Annotated in this window: 25 protein-coding genes; 18 read left to right on the top strand and 7 right to left on the bottom strand. The window is 41.1% G+C overall.

All coding sequences use genetic code 11. The annotated features are described in order from the left end of the window. The first annotated feature begins 44 nt into the window (after positions 1-44). From FQT28_RS06125 to FQT28_RS06110, 4 genes are read left to right on the top strand one after another with little or no spacing between them, the layout of a single operon-like run. Entirely contained in the window at positions 45-833 is a 789-nt protein-coding gene (locus FQT28_RS06125; protein WP_125449375.1) for an alpha/beta hydrolase, read from the top strand. A 30-nt stretch (positions 834-863) separates the two neighbouring features. After that, positions 864-1,382 carry a ribosome maturation factor RimM gene (gene rimM, locus FQT28_RS06120; protein WP_001105883.1) on the top strand — a complete coding sequence of 173 codons (519 nt, stop codon included), beginning with the start codon at positions 864-866 and terminating at the stop codon, positions 1,380-1,382. Then, positions 1,372-2,091: a tRNA (guanosine(37)-N1)-methyltransferase TrmD gene (gene trmD, locus FQT28_RS06115; protein WP_125449680.1), complete on the top strand. Its 720-nt coding sequence runs from the start codon at positions 1,372-1,374 to the stop codon at positions 2,089-2,091. The genes rimM and trmD overlap by 11 nt, the downstream gene beginning before the upstream one ends. An 11-nt stretch (positions 2,092-2,102) precedes the next feature. Beyond that, positions 2,103-2,441 (top strand): ATP cone domain-containing protein, encoded by a 339-nt coding sequence (locus FQT28_RS06110; RefSeq protein ID WP_001196053.1) that lies wholly within the window; start codon positions 2,103-2,105, stop codon positions 2,439-2,441. Positions 2,442-2,466: 25 nt separating this feature from the next. Here the strand turns inward: FQT28_RS06110 and FQT28_RS06105 are convergent, their stop codons facing one another. Then, on the bottom strand, positions 2,467-2,787 hold the full coding sequence (locus tag FQT28_RS06105) for a hypothetical protein (RefSeq protein WP_125449373.1): 321 nt from the start codon (positions 2,785-2,787) through the stop codon (positions 2,467-2,469). Positions 2,788-2,889: 102 nt separating this feature from the next. On the opposite strand from FQT28_RS06105, the gene FQT28_RS06100 reads away from it, so the two are divergent. Beyond that, the gene (locus FQT28_RS06100; protein WP_084948770.1) at positions 2,890-3,105 is read left to right on the top strand and encodes a YdbC family protein; all 216 of its coding nucleotides are present in this window, start codon (positions 2,890-2,892) and stop codon (positions 3,103-3,105) included. 401 nt (positions 3,106-3,506) lie between these two features. After that, entirely contained in the window at positions 3,507-7,910 is a 4,404-nt protein-coding gene (locus FQT28_RS06095) for a Cna B-type domain-containing protein (RefSeq protein ID WP_143989705.1), read from the top strand. Positions 7,911-7,996: 86 nt separating this feature from the next. Here the strand turns inward: FQT28_RS06095 and FQT28_RS06090 are convergent, their stop codons facing one another. Beyond that, on the bottom strand, positions 7,997-8,533 hold the full coding sequence (locus tag FQT28_RS06090) for a biotin transporter BioY (RefSeq protein WP_125449369.1): 537 nt from the start codon (positions 8,531-8,533) through the stop codon (positions 7,997-7,999). Between the two features lie 143 nt (positions 8,534-8,676). Next, positions 8,677-10,023: a glutathione-disulfide reductase gene (gene gor / locus FQT28_RS06085; RefSeq protein WP_143989704.1), complete on the bottom strand. Its 1,347-nt coding sequence runs from the start codon at positions 10,021-10,023 to the stop codon at positions 8,677-8,679. Positions 10,024-10,290: 267 nt separating this feature from the next. Here gor and FQT28_RS06080 point away from each other — a divergent pair, with 267 nt between their 5' ends. The 4 genes from FQT28_RS06080 to metG all read left to right on the top strand — a co-directional run bounded on the left by FQT28_RS06080 (position 10,291) and on the right by metG (position 15,524). After that, positions 10,291-11,445, top strand: a complete 1,155-nt coding sequence (locus FQT28_RS06080) for an efflux RND transporter periplasmic adaptor subunit (RefSeq protein ID WP_143989703.1) — start codon at positions 10,291-10,293, stop codon at positions 11,443-11,445. After that, positions 11,429-12,130, top strand: a complete 702-nt coding sequence (locus FQT28_RS06075) for an ABC transporter ATP-binding protein (protein WP_125449363.1) — start codon at positions 11,429-11,431, stop codon at positions 12,128-12,130. The genes FQT28_RS06080 and FQT28_RS06075 overlap by 17 nt, the downstream gene beginning before the upstream one ends. Before the next feature lies 1 nt (position 12,131). After that, a complete protein-coding gene (locus FQT28_RS06070) occupies positions 12,132-13,391 on the top strand; it encodes an ABC transporter permease (protein WP_125449361.1) in 1,260 nt (419 codons plus the stop codon). 135 nt (positions 13,392-13,526) lie between these two features. After that, positions 13,527-15,524, top strand: coding sequence for a methionine--tRNA ligase (metG, locus tag FQT28_RS06065; protein WP_143989702.1), 1,998 nt, complete (start codon positions 13,527-13,529; stop codon positions 15,522-15,524). A gap of 16 nt (positions 15,525-15,540) precedes the next feature. Here the strand turns inward: metG and FQT28_RS06060 are convergent, their stop codons facing one another. The 3 genes from FQT28_RS06060 to coaA form a co-directional block, all read right to left on the bottom strand. After that, complete coding sequence (locus FQT28_RS06060) at positions 15,541-16,074, bottom strand: DNA topology modulation protein (RefSeq protein ID WP_125449357.1); 534 nt, start codon at positions 16,072-16,074, stop codon at positions 15,541-15,543. Between the two features lie 52 nt (positions 16,075-16,126). Beyond that, complete coding sequence (rpsT, locus tag FQT28_RS06055) at positions 16,127-16,363, bottom strand: 30S ribosomal protein S20 (RefSeq protein WP_001274000.1); 237 nt, start codon at positions 16,361-16,363, stop codon at positions 16,127-16,129. Positions 16,364-16,430: 67 nt separating this feature from the next. Next, a complete protein-coding gene (coaA, locus tag FQT28_RS06050; protein WP_125449356.1) occupies positions 16,431-17,351 on the bottom strand; it encodes a type I pantothenate kinase in 921 nt (306 codons plus the stop codon). 234 nt (positions 17,352-17,585) lie between these two features. Here coaA and FQT28_RS06045 point away from each other — a divergent pair, with 234 nt between their 5' ends. The 8 genes from FQT28_RS06045 (at position 17,586) to FQT28_RS06010 (ending at position 25,336) form a co-directional block, all read left to right on the top strand. Continuing rightward, on the top strand, positions 17,586-18,176 hold the full coding sequence (locus FQT28_RS06045; RefSeq protein WP_143989701.1) for a class I SAM-dependent methyltransferase: 591 nt from the start codon (positions 17,586-17,588) through the stop codon (positions 18,174-18,176). Further along, positions 18,173-19,450 carry a pyrimidine-nucleoside phosphorylase gene (locus tag FQT28_RS06040; RefSeq protein WP_125844269.1) on the top strand — a complete coding sequence of 426 codons (1,278 nt, stop codon included), beginning with the start codon at positions 18,173-18,175 and terminating at the stop codon, positions 19,448-19,450. Before FQT28_RS06045 ends, FQT28_RS06040 begins: the two co-directional genes overlap by 4 nt. 19 nt (positions 19,451-19,469) lie before the next feature. After that, complete coding sequence (gene deoC / locus FQT28_RS06035) at positions 19,470-20,132, top strand: deoxyribose-phosphate aldolase (protein WP_125844267.1); 663 nt, start codon at positions 19,470-19,472, stop codon at positions 20,130-20,132. Beyond that, on the top strand, positions 20,119-20,508 hold the full coding sequence (locus FQT28_RS06030) for a cytidine deaminase (RefSeq protein WP_000246099.1): 390 nt from the start codon (positions 20,119-20,121) through the stop codon (positions 20,506-20,508). Before deoC ends, FQT28_RS06030 begins: the two co-directional genes overlap by 14 nt. Before the next feature lie 90 nt (positions 20,509-20,598). Then, complete coding sequence (locus tag FQT28_RS06025; RefSeq protein ID WP_038805409.1) at positions 20,599-21,654, top strand: BMP family lipoprotein; 1,056 nt, start codon at positions 20,599-20,601, stop codon at positions 21,652-21,654. Between the two features lie 136 nt (positions 21,655-21,790). Next, a complete protein-coding gene (locus tag FQT28_RS06020) occupies positions 21,791-23,326 on the top strand; it encodes an ABC transporter ATP-binding protein (RefSeq protein WP_125844265.1) in 1,536 nt (511 codons plus the stop codon). Further along, the gene (locus tag FQT28_RS06015; RefSeq protein ID WP_000038676.1) at positions 23,319-24,377 is read left to right on the top strand and encodes an ABC transporter permease; all 1,059 of its coding nucleotides are present in this window, start codon (positions 23,319-23,321) and stop codon (positions 24,375-24,377) included. The genes FQT28_RS06020 and FQT28_RS06015 overlap by 8 nt, the downstream gene beginning before the upstream one ends. 2 nt (positions 24,378-24,379) lie before the next feature. Continuing rightward, on the top strand, positions 24,380-25,336 hold the full coding sequence (locus FQT28_RS06010) for an ABC transporter permease (RefSeq protein WP_125449344.1): 957 nt from the start codon (positions 24,380-24,382) through the stop codon (positions 25,334-25,336). Between the two features lie 33 nt (positions 25,337-25,369). On the opposite strand, the gene plsY is transcribed toward FQT28_RS06010, so the two are convergent. Continuing rightward, the gene (gene plsY, locus FQT28_RS06005; protein WP_049519644.1) at positions 25,370-26,011 is read right to left on the bottom strand and encodes a glycerol-3-phosphate 1-O-acyltransferase PlsY; all 642 of its coding nucleotides are present in this window, start codon (positions 26,009-26,011) and stop codon (positions 25,370-25,372) included. Positions 26,012-26,022: the final 11 nt, after the last annotated feature.

The raw sequence follows: 26,022 nt of genomic DNA, 5'->3' as shown, positions 1-26,022 counted from the left end.
AGGGTTTTTAATAAATAATTGCTATAGAATGAGTGGATTTCTTTATGAAGAGGTTTGAAGTAACTACAAAAATTGGCAGTCTCTTTGTTACTTATAAAAAGAAAAAGAAAGTGCTTGTTTGTTTAAATGGCGCAGGTTTGCTACCTAGTTATGAAAATTTTTCACTTATACTTGAAAAACTTCCCCCCACAATTGGTTATTTGACAATTGATTTTCCAAATACAGGTAGGAGTCCGATTCATGACCAATCTGGAAAAAATCTGGACAATCTTGTAGACGCGGTTTATGAAGTACTTGAAGAATTGGCGATTTCTGAATATATACTTTGTGTACATAGTTTGAGTGGAATTTTAGCTTGCAAATTGCTCAACAAATCAATTAAGTGTCAGGCTTTACTAGCAATTGAACCAACAACTAAAAAAGTAATGTTTTCTGATTTTTCAGAAAATCCCTATCCAGAAATGGAAGAGCAGATGAGGTTGATTGACGAGTATGGTCCTGAACTTTATTTTAAGAATTTAACTCAAGCAACATTTAGTCCTGAAACTAATAAAGAAATCTGGAAAATAATGCAAGAAAAAGGCTCAGAGTTGGAAGATCAAGATACAAAGTTTCGAATATCTGGAGAGATTACTGAGGAAGATTTTGAGAATGTATCTATAGAAGCTCATGTCCCTGTATTTATTTTTTGTCAGGCTTATAGAGAAAAAGAGTACAGAGACTCAGAATATTGGACTTCCAATACTAAACTCATTTTAGGAGGGAATCACCATTATTTACAATGGTCTGAATCAGAAAAAATTGCGACTATTATTCGAGAATTGTCAGAATAAGATGGAAAGAAGGAGAGTACAGGAGACAAGATGAACTACTTTAATGTTGGGAAAATCGTCAATACGCAGGGGCTGCAAGGTGAGATGCGAGTCTTGTCTGTGACGGATTTTGCTGAAGAACGCTTTAAAAAAGGAGCAGAGCTGGCTTTGTTTGATGAAAAAGATCAGTTTGTCCAAACAGTGACCATTGCTAGCCACCGTAAGCATAAGAACTTTGACATTATCAAATTCAAAGACATGTACCATATCAATGCAATTGAAAAGTACAAGGGTTATAGTCTCAAGGTCGCTGAGGAAGATCTGAATGACCTAGACGATGGGGAATTCTATTATCACGAGATTATCGGTTTGGAAGTTTATGAGGGTGATAACTTGATTGGAACTATCAAGGAAATCCTGCAACCAGGTGCCAATGATGTCTGGGTGGTCAAGCGAAAAGGTAAGCGAGATTTGCTTTTACCCTACATTCCGCCAGTAGTTCTCAATGTTGATATTCCAAACAAACGGGTTCAAGTGGAAATCTTAGAAGGGTTAGATGATGAAGATTGATATTTTAACCCTCTTTCCAGAGATGTTTTCTCCGCTGGAACACTCGATTGTTGGGAAGGCTCGAGAAAAAGGGCTCTTGGATATCCATTATCATAATTTCAGAGAATATGCTGAAAAGGCCCGTCATGTTGACGATGAGCCCTACGGAGGCGGTCAGGGGATGTTGCTAAGGGCTCAACCCATTTTCGATGCTTTTGACGCCATTGAAAAGAAACATCCCCGCGTCATTCTTCTTGATCCTGCTGGGAAACAGTTCGATCAAGCTTACGCTGAGGATTTGGCTCAGGAAGAGGAACTGATCTTTATTTGTGGTCACTATGAAGGGTATGACGAGCGCATCAAGACCCTGGTAACCGATGAAATATCTCTAGGAGATTATGTCTTGACTGGAGGAGAATTGGCGGCCATGACCATGATCGATGCGACCGTTCGCTTGATTCCTGAAGTGATTGGCAAGGAGTCTAGTCACCAGGATGATAGTTTTTCTTCAGGACTCCTCGAATATCCCCAATACACACGCCCTTATGACTATCGTGGCATGGTGGTTCCAGATGTGCTCATGAGTGGACACCATAAAAAGATTCGTCAGTGGCGACTGTATGAGAGTCTAAAGAAAACCTACGAGCGCAGACCTGACCTGCTAGAAAACTATCAACTGACAGCAGAAGAAGAAAAAATGCTGGCAGAAATCAGAGAAAACAAAGAATAAAGGAGAACCTTATGCAAGTAATCAAACGTAACGGAGAAGTTGCTGACTTTGATCCAGATAAAATTTACCAAGCTGTCCTAAAAGCAGCTCAGACAGTTTATGTTTTGACAGATGATCTACGTCAAAACCTAGCTCAAGTCACTAAAAAAGTAGTCTTGGACTTGGAAGAAGCAAAAGTGGAACGTGCAACTATCAGCATGATTCAGTCAATGGTTGAAAATCGTTTGTTGGGGGCAGGATATATCACAATAGCAGAACACTACATTTCTTACCGCTTGCAACGTGATTTGGAGAGAAGTGGTTACGGTGACCACATCGCAGTTCACCTTCATTTTGAACAAATCCGTTAAGAAAAAGAGTGGGATGAAAAGCATCTCACTCTTTCTTAAATCTATTTTTCTGAGCTCTCTGGACAGTAGATGGGACAAAGCGTAGCCTTTTGATGTCAGCGATTCGGATGATACGAGTTACATTTTTTGTAAAATTTTTGACAACAATCTGTTGACGACTGCTATCATATTTGACAATATCACCTGTGAAGCTTGTTTCAGCTAGTATGACATGAACAGCAGTTTGTTTCTGGATGGCTTGTTCAATTGTAGCAATGAGGGAGTCGTTTTCAGAATAATCTCGTTCATCCTGTCCACTGAGAAAGTCTTGTATCTTATCTAAGACATGCTTGAATGTATATCTCATAGGCTTCTCCCCTCTTATATAACCATATTATATAAAATTTTCCTAAAATCTACAAGATTTTACGAATAGACTATAGAAAGCATATCACGTAAAGGAGTTAAAATGGCAGAATTTACATTTGAAATCGAAGAACACTTACTGACCTTGTCTGAAAATGAGAAAGGATGGACCAAGGAATTAAACCGAGTCAGCTTTAATGGAGCACCAGCAAAGTTTGATATTCGTTCTTGGAGCCCTGATCATACCAAAATGGGCAAAGGAATCACTCTTTCAAATGAAGAATTTCAGGTAATGGTCGATGCCTTTAAAGGCAATTAGTAAAAGGATGTTGAGTTTTGGACTCAATATCCTTTTTATTGTTCACCAGAGATAAATAAAATTTGCTATTTTAAGATCAAGAAACCAAAAAATATATGCATTAAATAAATTGTTTGATAAATAAAAATAAACAGGCAAAATACTTGACCCTGAGAGGATACATAGTATAATAGACAATGGTCATATTTTGCTATATTTCCATTCTGACTAAGAGTAGTAATACTTCTGCTAAATATTGAATTGAATACATTGTTTTGACATTGCAAATGATCTAGCCATTTACCTAAAGAATTGTTACATGTAGTAAGCATGTAAGAGATAATATCGCTGAAAGGGGTGTTACTTATTGACAGGAAATGGTGTATGGATCAGTTCATTTTAATGATTTAGAAGGGAAAGTTATGAAATTAAAAAAATTGTGGCTCTATATTTTAACGCCACTTTTAGTTCTGTTTGGTTCTGCTACTTTGACAAATGCAGTCCAAGCAAAAGAGCTAACGAAGGTTATTACTAACGTGAGCATCTGGGAGGTTGATAATAGTAAGTTCTTACAATCTGATTCAAAAGGAGTTTACAATTTATCACCTCAAAAACACAGTTATGCAAACTATAAGTTTGCTACTGATTTCGATTTGAGCCAATATGATGGCAATCTGAATGATGGAGACACATTTACACTAACTGTGCCATCTCCACTAACAGTCAAAGCCGAATCATTTGAGCTTAAAGACAAGGAAACGAATACAGCTGTAGGAGATGTTAAGGTCGTTTCTGATGGGGAAAATAAGGGTGGAAAGGTAACAATCACTTTAAAGAACTTGCAAGATTACCTTGCTAAAAAAGGAGGAGCTCAAGTTCAAGGTGTTAAAGGTACCTTCTATGTCGCTTTTAGTTCAAAGAAAGAACTAGAAGAACAGACTATCAATTTTAACAAGTCTGAAACTAAAAATGAAATCAGCCAAAAAGTTCGCTTTAAAAATGCTGCTGCCATAGATTATTCTGACGGAATTGGTAAAACAAACTTTAACAAATTCAGTGGAACCATCAGTAAAGAAAAATGGGATTCTCCTTTACTTGGTAAAAAAGGTGATTATCTTCATAATTGGAATGTCCGTGTGAATCCTAAACAAGCTGCCTATGATAAACTTGAAATCCACGACTGGGCAGACTCAGACTTTTCACCGATGCAGTTTATTCCAGAAACCTTGACGGTTACTGCTGGATGGTTTGATAAAACTTACACCTTACAAGATAAAACTGTACTACAAGCTGGAACAGATTACCAAATCAAGTGGAACGAATCGTATACAGATTTCACAATCACGATTTTGAACGCGAAGTCTATTACAAAAAATGGGAAACCTGCGGCTTATCTAATCCACTATGATTCGACCGCTCCTGGGGATGGAACCAAAGTTCAAAACAATGTTGGAGTTAAGGGAAATGACAAGGTTCTAACAACCAGAGATGATCAACAAGATACGATTGCGAAGCAAGTGGGAAATTCTACAGTTGCATCAGGTGGTACTATCCAACTGGAAACAGGTTATCGAATCACTCTATACAAGGTAGATGAAAAAACACAAGATCGTCTAAAAGGAGCAAAATTTAAAATTACCCCTCCGGACGGCGCTACTGTTAGCGAAAAAATCACTGAAACAGACGATAATGGTATTGCACAATCGCCAGTATTTTCAGAAGAGGATGTTAAGAAAGGTGAATTCACCATTACTGAGGTTGAAGCTCCTAAAGGCTACCAATTGGATTCTACTCCAATTAAGGTAACAGTCGGTAAAGAAGGTGTTATCAAAACAATCTCAAACAAACGGAACAGCACAAAAGCTCAAATTCAAGCAATTAAAAAATTGATTGGTCGAGCTATGAAAGCTGGAGAGTTTGAATTCGACTTGTTCGATGATAAGACAAACAAAGTTGTTGAAACAGTAACAAATGATGCGGAAGGAAATATCAGCTTTGCTGAATTGACATTTGACAAAGCTGGTACATACAACTACCACATCGTTGAGAAAAAAGCGAACACAATTGAAAAAGGTGTTACTTACGATGCCAATCTTGTTGGCGTTACAGTTACTGTAACAGCAGATGCTGAGGGCAAATTGTCTGCAGCTGTCGCTTACGAAAACGATGATAAGACTTTTGAAAATACATACGCTGTTGAGAAGACTTCAGCTCCTATTGAAGTAACAAAAGCTCTTTCAGGTCGTACCTTGAAAGCTGATGAGTTTGAGTTTGTATTGAAGAACGACGCAGATGGCTCAGAAGTTCAAAAAGTGAAGAACACTGCCGATGGCAAAGTGGCATTCGCTCCAATCGAATACACTGCAGCTGGTACTTACAAATACACTATCGTTGAAACTAACGCTGGACAAACTATTGACGGTGTAACATACGATAGTCTTGAAGTTAAAGTCACAGTAGAAGTTACAGACGATGGTGAAGGAAAACTTACTGCTAACGTAACTTACCCAGCGGACAAAGAATTCAACAACAGCTACGGAGCTTCAAAAACTCCAGCTACTCTTGCAGTTAAGAAAACACTTACTGGTCGTGAGTTGAAAGCTGATGAGTTTGAGTTTACTTTGACAGACCAAGACGGTAATGTGAAAGAAACAGTCAAGAATGACAAAGATGGAAACGTTAAGTTCTCAGTCTTGGAATTCGATAAAGCTGGAACTTTCACTTACAAGATTGCTGAAAAAGCTGGCACTGCTACAGGTATCACCTACGATACGAAAACAATCACAGCTACAGTAACTGTAGCGGATAACGGCAAAGGTGCCCTTGAAGCAACTGTTTATTACGACGATGAAAAAGCATTCAAGAATACTTACACTCCAGCAGGAGCTACAAGTGTAACTCTTGGAGCTAAGAAAGTTCTTGAAGGTAAAGACCTTGAAGCAGGTAAATACAGCTTTGAATTGAAGAAGGAAGATGGAACTGTTGTTGAAACAGTGACAAACGCCGCAGACAGTACAGTGGCCTTCTCACCAATCTCATATGATGAGAGCCAGGTGGGAACTCACAAGTACACCATCTCTGAAGTTGCTGGAACTGAAACAGGAATCACTTACGATAAGACAGTTCAAGAAGTTGAAGTAACTGTTGAAAAAGTAAGCGCAACTGAATTGAAAGCAACTGCTTCAAAAGAAGCAAAAGATCTTGTATTTACAAACAAATACACTCCAGCCAAAACTGCAGTTCCTGTGAAGAAAGTATGGAACGATGCTAACAACCAAGATGGTAAACGTCCATCTTCTATCACAGTTAAATTGCTTGCAGACGGTCAAGACACTGGTGAAACACTTACATTGAATGAAGCAAACGGTTGGGCTGGAAGCTTCACAAACCTTGATGCTGATAAAGGCGGAACACCTATCAAGTATACTGTAGTAGAAGTAACTGTTACTGGTTATACTTCTGACATTACTGGTGACGCTGCATCAGGATTCACCATCACAAATAGCTATTCTCCAGAAACAGTTGATGTAAAAGCAACTAAGAACTGGGATGACGCAAACAACCAAGACGGTAAACGTCCAACCAAGATTACAATCAATCTTTTAGCAGACGGTCAGAAACATGATTCGAAAGAAGTTCAAGCAGCCGCAGACGGAACTTGGACTGTCGAATTCACGAAATTAGCAAAATATAAAGCTGGTAAAGAAATCAAATACACTGTAACAGAAGAAGCCGTAGCAGAATACGAAGCGACTATTACAGACTTTACCATCACAAACAAATATGCTCCTAAAGAAATTGACTACAAGGTAACAAAAGTATGGAACGATGCGAACAACCAAGACGGTAAACGTCCTGAGTCCGTAACGGTTCAACTTTACAAAAAAGTAGGAGATACTGATCCAGTAGCCGTTGAAGGTAAGAAATTGACCTTAACAGCTAAGGAGAAGACTGATGATAACACTTGGGTAGCATCCTTCACCAATCTTCCACAATACGAAGCTGGAAAAGAAATCACCTATTCTATCAAGGAAGTAGATGTACCAGCTGGTTATGAAGCTTCTGTAACTGGTCAAGTAGTGACTAACACTCACAATCCAGAAACAGTCGTTCTTTCAGGAACTAAGGTTTGGGATGATAACAACAACCAAAGTGGCAAACGTGCAGATAAAGTGAAAGTTCAAATTCTTAACGGCGACAAAGTTGTTCAAGAAATTGAAGTATCAGAAGCAACTGGTTGGAAGTTCGAATCAAAAGCACTTCCTAAGTATGAAAATGGTACAGAAATCAAGTACACTGTCAAAGAAGTGGCTGTAAAAGAATATACCTCAACAGTTACTACGGACAAAGATGGTAAGTACACAGTTACCAATGAATACACACCAGAGAAAACATCTGTAAAAGGTAAGAAGATCTGGAAAGATGAAGAGAACAAAGACGGTATCCGTCCAGCATCTATCACAGTGAAACTTCTTGCCGATGGTCAAGACACTGGTAAGACTGCGGTAGCCTCAGAAGCAACTGGTTGGACTTATGAGTTTACAGGTCTTGAGCGTTATAAAGATACTAAAGGTACAGAATTCAAGTACTCTGTAGAGGAAGTGCCGGTTGAAGGTTATTCATCTAAAGTAGAAGGCTTCAATATCACAAATACACACACTCCAGAAAAACCAACACCAGGTAAACCAAATGAGCCAGGAAAACCAGGTCCAAAACCTCAACTTCCTAACACTGGTGAAAAAGCATCTAACGCAACAGTAGTTGCAGGACTTGCTTTGATGGCAGTGACTGGTGGATTGTACTTTGTAAGCCGTAAAAATAAATAATCCCTAGATGAGAGTTGATTTTCAGTTAGTTCTTAGGAAGTAATTGGAAAGGAAATAGTCCAGAACAATTGTTCTGGACTATTCTTTTATCTTGAAAAATATGGAAGGTTTTTTAATCTTTCGAGTAAGGGACGGCTAATGAAACTAATGGCAATAATCTTACCAAGATCAGGAAGGATAAAGGGAAGGACACCGACAGCGAGTGCTTTGTCAAATGGCATTCCAGCAAGAAAGTGGAGACTGAGAATACCTCCGGCAAAGACGAGGGAATCACCCAAGAGGTTGGCTAGGAAAATGCGAATATAGCCACTATTTTGATGGATGAGATAAGATGTAAGCCCCGCATAGACAAGGTCGAACCAAAGATAGCCTGAACTTGGACCGACTAAAACGTGAAACCCAGCTCCTCCCCCTGCAAAGACAGGTAAACCAATAGCACCCAGCAGGAGGTAGAGAGCTACAGAAAGGACAGCTTCTCTAGGTCTAAAAACAGTTGCAATCAGACCGATTGCAAAGTTTTGCAGAGTGAAAGGTACAGGACCGATAGGGAGACTGATTTGTGCCAATACGGCGATGAGAGCAGCACCGATAGCAGGGATAGCATAGATATGAGCTTTTTTCAAAACTGTTAACCTCTTTTTAAAATTATAGTAACTATTATACTAATTCAGGAAGAAAAGTCAACCTATCTTTTGTATTAAGGTAACAATTTTGTAACAGCCGATTTTGCAAGTAAAAAGAGACCACATGGGGTCTCTTTCGTCGATTAGCGCATGGTCACAAATTCTTCTGAAGCGGTTGGGTGGATAGCTACTGTAGCATCAAAGTTCGCCTTGGTAGCCCCCATCTTGATAGCGACAGCGAATCCTTGAATCATCTCATCCACTCCGTAACCAAGTCCATGTAGGCCAACAACCTTTTCGTCAGCACCTGCGGTGATGAGTTTGAAGCGAGATTCTTGACGATGGCTTGTAACGGCAGAGTACATAGATGCAAAGCTTGATTTGTAGACTTTAATGTTATCTTGGCCGTATTCTTTGATAGCTTGATCCTCAGTTAAACCAACGGTTCCGATTGCTGGGTGGGAGAAGACAACAGTAGGGATAGTCGTGTAGTCCATCTTGGCATTTGTTTTGCCGTTGAAGAGGCGCTCAGATAGGGTACGTCCTGCCTTGATGGCTACTGGGGTCAGTTCCTTCTCACCAGTAACATCTCCAAGAGCATAGATGCCATCTACAACTGTATTTTGATACTCATCCACTTGGATAAATCCACGTTGGTTGAGTGTGACGCCAGCCTTTTCTAACTCAAGACCGTCTATATTTGGACGGCGACCGGTAGCCCAGATAACTTGGCTAGCAGTGTGACTAGAGCCGTCTTCAAAATGAATGGTGATACCTTGCTCTGTTTCTTCGAGCTTGATGGGTACCTTGTGTGTGTGCAAAGGTAGACCTGTTTTTTCCATTTCATTGACAAGTCCTTCAACGATGTAGCTGTCAAAACCACGCAAGGGACGATCACGACGGACAAACAAATCCGTTTTTACTCCTAGTGCGTGGAGAACACCTGCTAATTCAACGGCGATATAACCAGCTCCAAGAATCGCAACGGAGTCAGGAAGTTGCTCCCAAGCAAAGACATCGTCTGAGTTACCACCGAGTTCAGCTCCAGGGATAGTTGGGATGCTTGGGCGAGCACCAGTCGAAATCACGATATGTTTGGCACGAATCAATTCACCATTAACGCTGACCGTATGAGCATCAACGAAATGAGCACGACCTTCAATCAAATCAACACCGTTGCGCTTGAAACTTCCATCATAAGACGAGCGAGCACGGTCGATGTAGGCTTCACGGTTTTGACGAAGCTTTGTGAAATCAAATTGAACATCTGAACTTGTAAAACCATAGTCAGGGCCGTAGTGGTGGAAGCTTTCAGCGATTTGAGCTCCATACCACATGATTTTCTTAGGAACACAGCCGACATTGACGCAGGTTCCACCTAATTTTTTCTCTTCGATAACAGCTGCTTTAGCGCCGTGTTCACCAGCGCGGTTCATAGTGGCAATGCCACCGCTCCCTCCACCGATGGCGATGATATCATATTCTCTCATAGAAAACTCCTTATAGCTTTGATAGTCATATTCTATCGTTTTTATTTTTTGAATGCAAAAATCTGCTACGCCCTAAAGAAATAGCAGAAATCACTTGCTAAATATAGAAATAAGGTGTATGATGTTACTAGTACAATTTCGCATAAATCAAATGGGAACAAGACATGTTTCCTGAATTGTTCTCTTTTCTCTCTGAACAATCATTGTTTAGAGTAGGTAAATTTGCTATAATAGTCTTTGTATTGAAAATAAAATAGGAGTTTTGTGATGAAGGGGAATAAGAAAACTAAAAAATGGCAACTATACACAGCTATTGGTGCTGCAAGTATTATTATAATCAGTGCAGTGGGTATTTTGCTATTTAGACAGCCCTCTCAGGCTACCGGTAAGGATGACACATCGCATCTCGTAGTCGCAAAGGAAGGAACAGTTGCCTCCTCTGTTCTTTTATCTGGTACCGTCACCGCAAAAAATGAACAATATGTTTATTTGGATGCAAGTAAGGGTGAGGTGGATGAAATCTTGGTTTCTGTTGGAGATAAGGTTGACAAAGGACAAGCGCTCGTAAAATACAACAGCACAGAAGCGCAATCTGCTTATGATGCAGCTAACCGTGCCATAGCCAAGGCTGATCGTCGTATCAATGACCTGAAGGAATCACGCAACAACACTCTAGCTGATTCGGAAGAATATGATGATGGAGCACAGGGTTCTTCAGTCTCTTCCATTGATTCTCAAATTAGTGATGCTCGTGATAGTCGTGCTGATGCAGAGGCGCAACTTAAAAAGGCGCAAGCCCAATTGGACGCAACAAAGGTTCTGAGTACGCTAGAAGGTACAGTTGTAGAAGTTAATCGCAATGTATCAAAGTCCACAACTGCTGCAAATCAAGTGATGGTTCATGTAGTAAGTAACGACAATCTACAAGTCAAGGGAGAACTTTCCGAGTACAATCTTGCCAACCTTTCTGTTGGCCAAGAAGTGACCTTCTCTTCTAAAGTTTACCAAGATAAAACTTGGACAGGGAAGATCAGCTTTATTTCAGCTTACCCTAAAAATAGTGGAGAAGAAACGAATGCTATAACTGGGGGGAATACTGGTTCTAAATATCCTTATACGATTGAAGTAACGAGTGAGATTGGTGATTTGAGACCAGGTTTTACCGTTAGTGTTGAGGTTAAAAGTGACAAGAAATCAATCCTCGTACCCTTAACCAGTGTCATTACTGAAGACGGAAAAAACTACGTTTGGGTTGTTGACGAAGAGAATAAGGCTAAGAAAATCGAAGTTAGCCTAGGAAATGCTGACGCAGAAAACCAAGAGATCACATCTGGTTTGACAGACGGAACCAAAGTCATCAGTAATCCAACGACTTCCTTGGAAGAAGGAAAAGAGGTGAAGGCTGATGAAACAACTAATTAGTCTAAAAAACATCTGCCGGAGCTATCGAAATGGTGAACAGGAACTGCAGGTCTTGAAAAATATTAATTTAGAGATTAACGAAGGGGAGTTTGTTGCCATTATGGGACCATCTGGTTCGGGTAAATCTACTCTGATGAATACCATCGGAATGCTGGACACCCCAACTAGCGGCGAATATTATCTAGAAGGCCAAGAAGTGGCCCGTCTAGGTGAAAAGCAGTTGGCACAGGTACGTAACCAACAAATTGGTTTTGTCTTTCAACAGTTCTTTCTTTTGTCAAAGATGAATGCTGTTCAAAATGTTGAGTTACCCTTGATTTATGCCGGAGTTCCAGCTGCCCAACGTCGCAAGTTGGCAGAGGAATATCTGAGTAAAGTAGAGTTGACTGATCGTATTCATCATCTTCCTTCAGAGTTGTCTGGCGGTCAAAAACAACGGGTGGCCATTGCGCGTGCTCTTGTTAACGATCCCTCGATCATCCTAGCTGATGAACCGACAGGTGCCTTGGATACGAAAACAGGAAGTCAAATCATGGAACTCTTGGTTGAGTTAAATGAAGAAGGCAAGACTATTATTATGGTCACGCACGAGCCCGAAATTGCAGCCTATGCAAAACGCCAGATTGTAATCCGTGATGGAGTTATTTCGTCTGATAGCGCTCGTTTGGAAGGAAAGGAGAACTAAGATGCAAAATCTGAAATTTGCCTTTTCATCTATTATGGCACACAAGATGCGCTCCTTTTTGACCATGATTGGCATTATCATCGGAGTCTCTTCAGTAGTTGTCATCATGGCTTTAGGGGACTCTATGTCTCGTCAGGTCAATAAAAATATGACAAAATCTCAGAAAAATATTCAGGTATTTTTCTCACCAATTAAAAGTAAGGACGGTTCCTTTACACAAAAGCAATCTGCACTGACACTATCTGGTAAAGAAGAAGATGTTCACGTAGAACCACCTAAAACACAGGAATCGTGGGTTAAGGAAACTGCCAAACTAAAAGGTGTAGATGGCTATTATGTGACTAATAGTACAAATGTTACTTTGACCTATAAGGATAAAAAGGTAGAGAGAGCAAGTCTGACAGGTGGAAATATGACTTATATGTCTGCTGTAGAAAATAAAATTATTGCAGGTAGGGATCTGAGAGAACAAGACTACCGAGATTTTGCAAGTGTGATTTTGCTAGATGAAGAACTCGCTAAAAGTCTTTTTGAATCTCCTCAGGCAGCACTCAATCAAATCATTTCAGCCAATGGATATAGCTATCGTGTGATTGGTGTTTACTCTAGTCCTGCTGTTAAAAGTGCAAAGATGTTTGGTGTAGGTGGTTTACCGATTACAACCAATACTTCTGTAGCAGCTAATTTTAATGTAGAGGAAATTTCTAATATTGTCTTTCGTGTGAATGATACGAGTCTAACTCCGACTTTGGGGCCAGAACTTGCACGCAAAATGACAGAAATTGCAGGAGTGCAGCAGGGAGAATATCAGGTTGTAGACGAAACTGCCGCTTTTGCAGAGGTTCAGCAAATCTTTGGTTTTATGACCGCTATTATTAGTGCTATCGCAGGAATCTCTCTCTTTGTGGGAGGGACTGGAGTTATGAATATCATGCTGGTTTCTGTAACAGAGCGTACTCGTGAGATTGGTCTTCGTAAAGCATTGGGAGCTACACGGGCTAATATCTTGGTTCAGTTTTTGATTGAGTCCATGATTTTGACCTTATTAGGTGGAGTCATCGGTCTTGTTAGTGCGGCGGGCTTGACCACGCTAGCAGGTGCCTTGTTAAAAAATATGATGGAAGGAATAGAAGTTGGAGTCTCGCTACCGATCGCTCTCTTTAGCTTGGCTGTTTCGGCCAGCGTTGGTATGATTTTCGGAGTCTTGCCAGCCAATAAAGCGTCTAAGCTTGATCCAATTGAAGCCCTTCGCTATGAGTAAGGCATAGAACAGGAAAAACAAGATGGACATTTGTCTATCTTGTTTTTGTATAGATTTCCCTATCGAATATTACTGAAAATATGATATAATGAAGTGTTAGAAAAACAGGTTTCATTTGCCTGGAAAGGAAGAAATATGTCTGAAAAGAATTTTTATATTACAACACCGATTTACTATCCATCTGGTAAACTCCATATCGGTTCTGCCTACACAACCATCGCTTGTGATGTTTTAGCACGTTACAAACGCCTTATGGGCTACGATGTCTTTTATCTGACTGGTCTTGACGAACACGGTCAAAAGATTCAACAAAAAGCAGAAGAAGCTGGCATTACACCACAAGCCTATGTTGATGGGATGGCAGTTGGAGTCAAAGAACTCTGGCAACTACTTGATATCTCATACGATAAATTTATCCGTACAACTGATGACTATCATGAAAAAGTAGTGGCTCAAGTCTTTGAACGTTTACTTTCTCAAGATGATATCTACTTGGGTGAATATTCTGGCTGGTACTCAGTCTCAGATGAGGAATTCTTTACAGAGAGTCAGCTTGCGGAAGTATTCCGTGATGAAGCTGGAAATGTGACGGGTGGTATTGCTCCATCAGGTCACGAAGTGGAATGGGTATCTGAAGAGTCTTACTTCCTTCGCCTCAGTAAATACCAAGACCGTTTAGTCGAATTTTTCAAATCTCATCCTGACTTCATCACTCCTGATGGTCGCCTCAACGAAATGTTACGTAATTTCATCGAGCCAGGTTTGGAAGATTTGGCAGTTTCTCGTACAACCTTTACATGGGGTGTACCAGTCCCATCAAATCCAAAACACGTTGTCTATGTATGGATTGATGCCTTGCTAAACTATGCGACAGCTCTTGGCTACGGTCAAGATGAACACGGTAACTTTGATAAGTTCTGGAATGGAACAGTCTTTCACATGGTCGGAAAAGATATCCTTCGTTTCCACTCGATCTACTGGCCTATCCTTCTTATGATGTTGGATGTAAAATTGCCAGATCGCTTGATTGCCCACGGTTGGTTTGTCATGAAAGACGGCAAGATGTCTAAGTCTAAAGGGAATGTCGTTTACCCTGAGATGTTGGTAGAGCGTTATGGACTAGATCCACTTCGTTACTACCTCATGCGTAGCCTTCCAGTCGGTTCAGACGGAACCTTCACCCCTGAAGACTACGTCGGCCGTATCAACTATGAATTGGCAAATGACCTTGGGAACCTCCTCAACCGTACGGTTTCTATGATTAATAAGTACTTTGATGGCAAAATTCCTGCCTATGTAGAAGACGTGACTGAGTTTGACAATGTTCTTGCTCAGGTAGCTACTGAATCAATTGCTGATTACCATACACACATGGAAGCAGTTGACTACCCACGTGCTTTAGAAGCAGTTTGGACGCTTATCTCACGTACCAACAAATACATCGATGAGACAGCTCCATGGGTCTTGGCTAAGGATGAAGCGCTTCGTGACCAATTGGCAAGTGTCATGAGCCACTTGGCAGCCAGCCTTCGTATCGTAGCTCACTTGATTGAACCATTTATGATGGAAACTAGTCGTGCGGTCATGACTCAACTTGGCTTGGAAGAAGTGGCGAGTCTTGAAAACTTGAGCTTGACTGATTTTCCTGAGGGTGTAACAGTAGTTGCCAAAGGAACTCCAATCTTCCCACGTCTCGACATGGAAGAAGAAATCGCCTATATCAAGGAACAAATGGAAGGCAACAAACCAGCCGTCGAAAAAGAATGGAATCCAGATGAAGTTGAACTCAAACTCAACAAGGATGAAATCAAGTTTGAAGACTTCGATAAGGTCGAAATCCGTGTCGCAGAAGTCAAAGAAGTGTCTAAAGTGGAAGGTTCTGATAAGTTGCTCCAATTCCGCCTAGATGCTGGTGATGGTCAAGACCGTCAAATCCTCTCAGGAATTGCAAAATACTACCCAAACGAACAAGAATTGGTCGGCAAGAAGGTACAAATCGTTGCCAACCTTAAACCGCGTAAGATGATGAAAAAATATGTCAGCCAAGGTATGATCCTCTCAGCTGAACATGATGGCAAATTAACCCTTCTCACAGTTGATCCAGCTGTACCAAATGGAAGTGTGATTGGGTAAAAGCAAAAAACCAACGTTATACACGTTGGTTTTTCTTGTTATGCGCGAGATTTTCTAAGAAGTAATCTATCTCCTTTTGCGACCTGAGGACAATTACTTTCTCAGGGTAGGTTTCTTGAACCTGCTGATAGCGTACTTTAGCATTCTTTGTCCGCCCATCCCAGAGAATCCATCGGATAAAATCCCAGTCAAAGCGTTCAGGACAGCCTGCTGCCATACTTTCTCTGACCTTTCCTCGGTATTTGAGATAACGCTTAAAGGCCCTCAGTAAGCAAGTCCATGGGGAAAAGTTGAGAAAGATGATTTGGTCAGCTTCTAGCATTCTTTTTTCATAGCAACACCAAGAGTAGTTGCCATCGATGACCCAAGCTTCATGCTTTGTGAGAAAGTTTTTCATCTCGTCCAACATCCATTCGCGGTCACTGTCTTGCCAACCAGGTTGAAATTGGAGTGTGTCCATATGCAGTTTGGGGATAGAGTAGTAGTTTGATAACGTTTCAGCTAGAGTTGACTTGCCGGCTCCAGAATATCCTATGATTGCGATTTTCATTTTCTACCTTTTCTTATTAGAGGACAAAAAAACAGCCTCAATGGACTGTTTCTTATTTAGCAAGTTTAGCTGAAAGACGAGCTTTATCGCGGCTTGCTTTGTTTTTATGAATCAAACCTTTAGTTTCTGCTTTGTCGATAGCTGAGCTAGCAGCACGGAAAAGTTCTTCAGAAGGGTTTGCTTCGAAAGCTTTGATAGCAGTACGCATAGCTGATTTTTGAGCTGAGTTTTTTTCGTTTTGTTTAACGTTCAATTCAGCGCGTTTGATAGCTGATTTAATGTTTGCCAATGTTCTTACCTCCATATTTACTAACTATACCATTATATCTGAAAACTCAGGTTTTGACAAGGGGAAATTATTTTTTTAGGTAAATTTCATCGATTTCATGGTTTTTAGCCTTGTGGAGAATGATCTCGGCACGATTCCTTGTCGGTTCGATATAGTTTTGTAGATTTATTAGATTAATGCTGGTCCAGATCTGATGAGCGAAGGCTTCGACCTCTCCAATCGGCATTTGCGTAAAGCGGTGGTAGTAGCTGTTGGGATCATTTTGGGCAAAGCTGAGGAGTTTTAAGAAACGATCCAGATACCAACCTTCAATGTCTTCGACAGCAGCATCCACATAGATGGAGAAATCAAAGAAATCAGTGATGTAAAGGCGCTCATTTTGAGGATTTTGGAAGACATTGATTCCTTCGACAATGACAAAATCAGCAGCTTTGACCCGTTGTTTTTCCCCAGGAACGATGTCATACACTTCATGAGAATAGACTGGAATATCGACATCCTGTCCATTTTTTAGGCGGTCAAGAAAATTCAGCAAGGCTTCCATGCCATAACTCTCTGGAAAACCTTTGCGATTTAAGATACCTTGCTCAATTAAAGTTTGGTTGGGATAGAGAAATCCATCCGTTGTCACTAGTTCTACAGTAGCATCGGCAAGTGTACGGGAGAGAAGGATTTGTAGGAGGCGACTAGTGGTCGATTTCCCCACAGCAACACTACCCGAAACCCCAATAATAAAAGGTTGGGGCTTGCTATCTCTTTGAAGAAAGATTTCTTTTGAGAAAGACAAATCTTCTTTGGCTTTTTTATAGATATGGATAAGGTGAACCAGTGGCAGATAGATGTCGGTCACATCTTGTAGGCTGATTTGGTCGTTAAAACTCTTGATGGAGTCCAGTTCTTCTTCCGTCAAGGGAGGGGTTGTCTTGCGATGCAAGGACTGCCAGGTTTGACGGCTGATTTTCTCAAAATGTAAAAATTCGTTGGTCATAATTTTTCCTCGTTCGATATCTTAGTATATCATATTTCGTAGTCAAAGAGAGAATGAAATTCGATATTTATCATTCTGATTCTTGAAAGCTGCTATAAGTTGCCTCTAACAGGGAAAAATAGAGTGAAAAATACAAAGATCATTTAATTATTATCATAACAGATTTAGTTTGTTTGTTGAATTTCAGCTTTGTAAACGATTTAACATTTCACTAAATTATGGTAAAATAGTTTTATGAGTAAAATGTATTATGCAGAAAATCCTGATGCTGCTCACGACATTCATGAGTTGAGAGTGGAGTTGTTGGGACAAAAAATGACCTTTTTGACGGATGCGGGTGTTTTTAGCAAGAAAATGGTCGACTTTGGGAGTCAGCTTTTATTGAAGTGTCTAGAGGTTAACAAAGGAGAAGCGGTCCTTGATGTAGGCTGTGGATATGGTCCCTTAGGGCTTTCTTTGGTCAAGGCTTATGGAGTTCAGGCAACCATGGTCGATATCAATAACCGTGCCTTGGACCTAGCGGGACAAAATGCTGAGAGAAACCAAGTTTCAGCGACGATTTTCCAATCCAATATCTATGAACAAGTTGAAGGGAAGTTTGACCATGTTATTTCCAATCCGCCGATTCGAGCGGGTAAACAAGTTGTTCATGAGATTATCGAAAAGAGCAGAGAATTCTTGAAAGACGGAGGAGATTTAACCATCGTCATTCAGAAAAAGCAAGGAGCTCCAAGTGCTAAAAGTAAGATGGAAGACGTTTTTGGAAATTGTGAAATCGTAAAGAAAGATAAGGGATATTATATCCTTAGAAGTGTGAAAGAATGAGAGCAGTTGATTTAATCCAAAAAAAACGAGATGGTCAAGAACTGACTGCAAATGAAATCAAGTGGCTGGTTGAAGGCTATGTGGCTGGAACTGTTCCAGACTATCAGATGTCTGCCTTTGCTATGGCTGTTTATTTTAAAGGAATGACCACACGTGAGATTTCCGACCTGACGATGAATATGGTTAAGACAGGTCAGGAGTTTGATTTGTCAGCCATAGATGGTATCAAAGTAGATAAACACTCGACAGGTGGTGTTGGTGATAAGGTGACCTTGATTTTAGCTCCCCTTGTTGCTAGCTTTGGTGTACCTGTGGCAAAAATGAGTGGTCGTGGTCTTGGCCATACTGGTGGGACAATTGATAAATTGGAGTCCATTAAGGGCTATCAAGTCGAGCGAAGTCAAGAAGATTTTATTCGTCAGGTACAGAATATTGGTGTATCTGTCATTGGGCAGTCAGATCAGCTGGTTAAAGCAGACAAGCTTCTCTATGCCCTCCGTGATGTGACTGCAACTGTCGACACGATTCCTTTGATTGCTAGTTCTGTTATGAGCAAGAAAATTGCTGCAGGAGCGGATGCCATTTTGCTAGATGTGACTGTTGGTGAGGGTGCCTTTATGAAGACTGTTGACGAGGCGCGCGAATTGGCTCAAACTATGGTTGATCTCGGTAAGGCAGTTGGTCGAAAAACAGTTGCAGTCATTACAGATATGAGCCAACCCTTGGGGCGAGCTATTGGCAATCGTCTCGAAATCCTTGAGGCAATCGAGATTCTCCAAGGAAAAGGCCGAGAAGATATTAGTCATTTTATCTGCGAGCTAGCTCAGATTATGCTTGGATTGGCTGATGTTGAGAAAACGATCGAGGAAATCCGTAAACATCTTGAGAATGGCCAAGCACTGGCTAAGTTTGAAGAAATGGTAGCAGCACAAGGCGGTGATTTAGAAGACCTCTATCGCCCCGTCAAGGTTGCTCATGTGGTGGAAATTCCAGCTCAAGAGACAGGTGTTATTTCAGCTCTTCCAGCTATGGAATTTGGGCTCTATGCCATGAGACTAGGAGCTGGTCGTGCAGTCAAGTCTGATGACCTGGACTATGAAACAGGGATTGTTTTTGAAAAGAAAGTTGGAGACTCCGTTCAAAAAGGAGAAATTGTTGCAAAAGTTTATACAAATGGAAAAATTTCTTCTGAACTAGTTACAGAATTTCAAAAATATGTTAAAATAAATGATGGAGTGCAAAGTTTACGAGAAATTATAGAAATTATCTCATAAAACCAGGGAGAATCCGAATATGAAGTTAAATAAATATATCGATCATACGCTTTTAAAGCAAGATGCAAGCCAAGAACAAATTGATCGTTTGCTATCTGAAGCGCGTGAGTATGACTTTGCCAGCGTTTGTGTCAATCCCACATGGGTTAAACATGCGAAAACAGGACTTGAAGGCTCAGATGTAAAGGTTTGTACAGTAGTAGGTTTCCCTCTTGGAGCAACAACTTCAGCTGTGAAAGCTTTTGAAACCAAAGAAGCTGTTCAAAACGGTGCAGATGAGATTGATATGGTTATCAATGTTGGTGCCCTCAAATCAGGCAATCTTGATTTAGTTGAATCGGACATCCGTGCTGTCGTAGAAGCAAGTGGTGACAAGTTGGTTAAGGTTATTATTGAAGCCTGCTTGTTGACAGACGATGAAAAGGTTGTGGCCTGCCAATTATCCCAGAAGGCAGGCGCTGACTTTGTCAAAACATCTACTGGCTTTTCAATTGGTGGTGCTACGGTAGCAGATGTTAAATTAATGCGTGAAACAGTCGGACCAGATATGGGAGTTAAGGCTGCTGGTGGAGCTCGCTCATATGCAGACGCTCTTGCCTTTGTGGAAGCAGGCGCTACTCGTATTGGAACATCTGCTGGCGTTGCGATTTTAAAAGGAGAATTGGCAGATGGCGACTACTGAGTTGATTGAACTAGCAATTGAAACCAGCAAGAAAGCCTATGTACCCTATTCTCACTTTCCCATCGGAGCTGTTTTAGTTGCCAAGAACGGTAGCATTTATACGGGTGTTAATATCGAGAATGCTAGTTATCCTTTGACCAATTGTGGAGAGCGTACTGCTATTTTTAAAGCAGTTTCGGAGGGGCAACGGGAGTTTTCAGAGTTGATTGTCTACGGACAAACTGAAAAACCCATCTCGCCATGTGGTGCTTGCCGCCAGGTCATGGTTGAATTTTTTGAACAAGATCTAAAAGTGACTTTAGTCGCTAAAGATAAATCGACGGTCGAGATGACGGTCGGGGAGTTACTTCCATACTCATTTACAGACTTAAATTAGTCTGAGCTACTCTTTGAGTGGCTGTGGTCTACGTGACCAAACGATCTATACTTGCAACATCGTTGCACATCTTATTTAGGAGGTTCAGTAATGAACAAGAAACAATGGCTAGGCCTTGGTCTAGTTGCAGTGGCAGCAGTTGGACTTGCTGCATGTGGTAACCGCTCTTCTCGTAACGCAGCTTCATCTTCATCTGAAATGAAGACGAAAGCAGCGATCGTAACAGATACTGGTGGTGTTGATGATAAATCATTTAACCAATCAGCTTGGGAAGGTTTGCAAGACTGGGGTAAAGAACACAATCTTTCTAAAGATAAAGGCTTTACTTATTTCCAATCAACAAGTGAAGCAGACTATGCTAACAACTTGCAACAAGCGGCTGGAAGTTACAACCTGATCTTCGGTGTTGGTTTTGCACTTCACAATGCAGTTGAAGAGGCAGCAAAAGACCACTCTGACTTAAACTATGTCTTGATTGATGATGTGATCAAAGATCAAAAGAATGTTGCGAGCGTAACATTTGCTGATAACGAAGCAGCTTACCTTGCTGGTGTTGCAGCAGCTAAAACAACTAAAACAAAACAAGTTGGTTTTGTAGGTGGTATCGAATCTGAAGTTATTTCACGTTTCGCTGCTGGATTTAAGGCTGGTGTTGAGTCAGTAGACCCATCTATCAAAGTACAAGTTGACTACGCTGGTTCATTTGGTGATGCTGCCAAAGGTAAAACAATTGCAGCAGCTCAATACGCTGCAGGTGCAGACGTTGTCTACCAAGCAGCTGGTGGTACAGGTGCTGGTGTCTTTGCTGAAGCAAAATCTTTGAACGAAAGCAAAAATGAAAACGAAAAAGTTTGGGTTATTGGTGTAGACCGTGACCAAGCAGCAGAAGGTAAATACACTTCTAAAGATGGTAAAGAATCAAACTTCGTTCTTGTATCTACATTGAAACAAGTTGGTACAACTGTAAAAGATATTGCCAACAAAACAGAAAAAGGTGAATTCCCTGGTGGACAAGTTATCGTCTACTCATTGAAAGATAAAGGGGTTGACTTGGCAGTAACAAACCTTTCAGAAGAAGGTAAAAAAGCTGTTGAAGATGCAAAAGCTAAAATTCTTGACGGAAGTGTAAAAGTTCCTGAAAAATAATGGATAAAAGTCATTTCTTAGGAAGCGGCCATCGGTCGCTTCTTTAAGAATTGAGGCAATTTTTGTCTCAATAGAGCTTGTTAATGTGATTAGCAGGTTTTATTGAAATAAAATAAACCTCTGAAAGGAAGAGCATATGGCACACGAAAATGTCATTGAGATGCGGGATATCACCAAGGTGTTTGGTGAATTTGTAGCAAACGACAAGATCAATTTGCAACTGCGAAAAGGTGAAATCCATGCACTTTTAGGAGAAAATGGAGCGGGTAAATCCACTCTGATGAATATGCTGGCAGGACTTCTTGAGCCAACTAGTGGTGAAATTGCAGTGAATGGTCAGGTTGTAAAACTAGACTCCCCTTCTAAAGCCGCTAGTCTTGGAATCGGGATGGTTCACCAACATTTTATGTTGGTCGAAGCTTTTACAGTAGCTGAGAATATCATTTTGGGGAGTGAAATCACTAAAAATGGTGTGCTAGATATAGCTGAAGCTACTAGAGAAATCAAGGCTCTTTCTGAACGTTATGGTTTGGCAGTGGATCCTGCTGCTAAGGTGGCGGACATTTCCGTTGGTGCCCAACAACGTGTAGAAATCTTGAAGACACTTTATCGTGGTGCTGATATCCTCATCTTTGACGAACCTACGGCAGTATTGACTCCTTCAGAGATTGATGAGTTGATGGCTATCATGAAAAACCTTGTCAAGGAAGGCAAATCCATCATCCTAATCACCCACAAACTGGATGAAATTCGTGCGGTATCCAATCGTGTGACGGTTATCCGTCGTGGGAAATCAATCCAGACGGTTGAGATTGCTGGAGCTACCAATGCCGATTTGGCAGAAATGATGGTAGGACGCTCTGTCTCCTTTAAAACGGAGAAACAGGCACCTCAACCAAAAGAAGTTGTCTTGTCTATCAAGGACTTGGTTGTTAATGAAAACCGCGGTGTACCAGCAGTGAAAAATCTTTCTTTGGATGTTCGTGCTGGTGAGATTGTCGGTATTGCGGGTATTGACGGCAATGGTCAATCTGAACTCATTCAAGCCATTACCGGTCTTCGTAAGGTTGAGTCTGGTAGTATTGAATTAAAGGGCAAATCAATCGTGGGGATGCACCCACGACAAATTACGGAACTCAGTGTAGGGCATGTTCCTGAAGACCGTCACCGTGATGGTTTGATTTTGGAGATGATGATTTCAGAAAATATCGCTCTTCAAACCTACTATAAAGAACCACTCAGTAAGAATGGTATTTTGAACTATGCCAATATCACTTCACATGCCAAGAAATTGATGGAAGAATTTGACGTCCGTGCGGCAAGCGAATTTGTTCCAGCAGCAGCTCTTTCAGGAGGAAATCAACAAAAAGCGATTATTGCTCGTGAGATTGATCGTGATCCTGAACTCCTTATCGTCAGCCAGCCAACTCGTGGTTTGGACGTTGGTGCCATTGAGTACATTCACAAACGCTTGATTGAGGAACGTGATAATGGCAAGGCTGTTCTCGTTGTCAGTTTTGAATTGGATGAGATTTTAAATGTCTCAGACCGAATTGCTGTTATTCATGATGGTAAGATTCAAGGTGTTGTATCGCCAGAAACGACTAACAAACAAGAACTTGGTGTCTTGATGGCTGGTGGAGACTTGGGAAAGGAGAAGAGTGATGTCTAAAAAATTACAACAAATTTCGGTTCCCTTGATTTCCGTATTCTTAGGAATCTTGCTCGGAGCCATTGTCATGTGGATCTTCGGCTACGATGCTATCTGGGGCTATGAGGAGTTGTTCTATACAGCTTTTGGTAGCCTCCGTGGGATTGGGGAAATTTTCCGTGCCATGGGACCTCTAGTCTTGATTGGTCTTGGTTTTGCTGTTGCTAGTCGGGCAGGTTTCTTCAACGTTGGACTTCCTGGTCAAGCGCTAGCGGGATGGATTCTCAGCGGTTGGTTTGCCTTGTCGCATCCAGACATGCCACGTCCAATGTTGATTTTAGCGACTGTAGTGATTGCTCTGATCGCAGGTGGAATTGTTGGTGCGATTCCAGGTATTCTCAGAGCTTATCTCGGTACGTCAGAGGTTATCGTAACCATTATGATGAACTACATTGTATTGTATGTAGGGAACGCCTTTATTCATTCTTTCCCGAAAGACTTTATGCAAAGTACAGACTCAACGATTCGTGTGAGTGCCAATGCTAGTTACCAGACACCATGGTTATCTGAGTTGACTGGCAATTCTCGGATGAATATCGGTATCTTCTTTGCTATCATTGCTGTTGGGGTGATTTGGTTCTTGCTTAAGAAAACGACTCTCGGTTTTGAAATCCGTGCAGTTGGTCTCAATCCCCATGCTTCAGAGTACGCTGGTATTTCAGCAAAACGTACAATCATCCTATCAATGATTATCTCTGGGGCTTTGGCTGGTCTCGGTGGAGCGGTCGAAGGTCTAGGAACCTTCCAAAACGTTTACGTTCAGGGGTCATCATTAGCTATCGGATTTAACGGGATGGCAGTTAGTTTGCTTGCTGGAAATTCACCAATTGGAATCCTCTTTGCAGCCTTCTTATTTGGTGTTCTGCAAGTTGGTGCGCCAGGTATGAACGCTGCGCAAGTTCCGTCTGAGCTTGTTAGCATTGTAACAGCGTCTATTATCTTCTTTGTCAGTGTTCACTATATTATTGAACGCTTTGTCAAACCGAAAAAACAAGTTAAAGGAGGTAAGTAAGGATGTCTATTACAACATTACTCACCCTCTTGGTCTCTTCTATGCTGATTTACTCAGCACCACTTATTTTTACGAGTATCGGGGGAGTTTTCTCTGAACGTGGTGGTGTCGTTAACGTCGGTCTTGAAGGAATTATGGTTATGGGAGCCTTTTCTGGGGTTGTCTTTAACCTTGAGTTTGCAGAACAACTTGGAGCAGCGACTCCTTGGATTTCCTTGTTAGTTGCCGGTATCGTGGGAGCTATGTTCTCCCTCATCCATGCAGTCGCTACAGTTCATTTCCGTGCGGACCATGTTGTCAGTGGTACAGTATTGAACTTGATGGCTCCTGCATTAGCAGTTTTCTTGGTTAAAGTTCTTTATAACAAAGGACAAACGGATAACTTAAGCCAGACTTTTGGACGTTTTGATTTCCCTGTTTTGGCCAATATCCCAGTAATCGGCGATATCTTCTTTAAGTCAACAAGTTTGCTAGGTTATATCGCGATTGCCTTCTCATTCTTTGCATGGTTTATTCTCTTTAAGACACGTTTTGGTCTTCGCCTTCGCTCTGTTGGTGAACACCCTCAGGCAGCAGATACCTTGGGGATTAATGTATACAAGATGCGATATCTTGGGGTTATTATCTCAGGATTCCTAGGTGGAATTGGGGGAGCGATTTATGCTCAATCCATTTCAGTTAACTTCTCAGTGACAACTATTGTCGGTCCTGGATTTATCGCTCTTGCTGCGATGATCTTTGGTAAATGGAACCCAATCGGTGCTATGCTTTCTAGTCTCTTCTTTGGACTTTCACAAAGTTTGGCAGTTATCGGTTCTCAATTGCCTTTCCTACAAGGAGTGCCAGCTGTTTACCTTCAAATCGCGCCTTATGTCTTGACCATCCTTGTTTTAGCAGCCTTCTTCGGAAAAGCAGTTGCTCCTAAGGCAGATGGTATCAACTACATCAAGTCAAAATAAGCATACAAAAAAACGTCAGTTCAAACTGGCGTTTTATTTTTTAGGATTTTGATGAGTTAGGTTCAATCCCCAAGGGACGAGATTTTCAGTTTTATTTTTGATGCGTGTGATATTATCCTTGTGACGAATGATAATCAAGCTAGCGAGTGCTAGGATAATCAAAATGAAGAGAGGGTCATAGCTGTTCAGGATAAATCCAAATAGTGGAAATAGGAGAACTCCGATAACGGCTGCGATAGAAGCAGTAACGCTTGATAGTGAAATCATACTACCTAGATAGAGGCTTCCAAAGAATACGATTGCTAGATAAAGACAGAAAACAGGCGCAAATCCGAAAATCACTCCAGCACTGGTTGCGACAGCCTTACCACCTTTAAAGCCTGCAAAGATAGGAAAGGTATGTCCAATCACGGCCAAAAGACCAAAGACAAGAGGTGATACACCTTGAAGGTGGAAAAGGATTGGAAGGAGAGTGGCCAAGGTTCCTTTAAAGAAGTCAATCACAAAGGTTGCCATACCCGCTTTCTTACCTAAAATTCGGAAAGTATTGGTTGTTCCGGTGTTTCCAGAACCATGTTCACGCAGATTTGTTTGAAAGAAGATTTGTCCAATCCAAAGACCAGATGGAATTGAACCTAGCAGATAAGCTAAAATTAATAATACAAATGTCATCATAGACCTATTAT

This window comes from Streptococcus oralis (assembly GCF_901543815.1).
Classification (GTDB): Bacteria; Bacillota; Bacilli; order Lactobacillales; family Streptococcaceae; genus Streptococcus; species Streptococcus oralis_CM.
The sequence above is the reverse complement of the archived record's forward strand: the minus strand, read 5'-3'. Positions and strand labels throughout refer to the sequence as shown.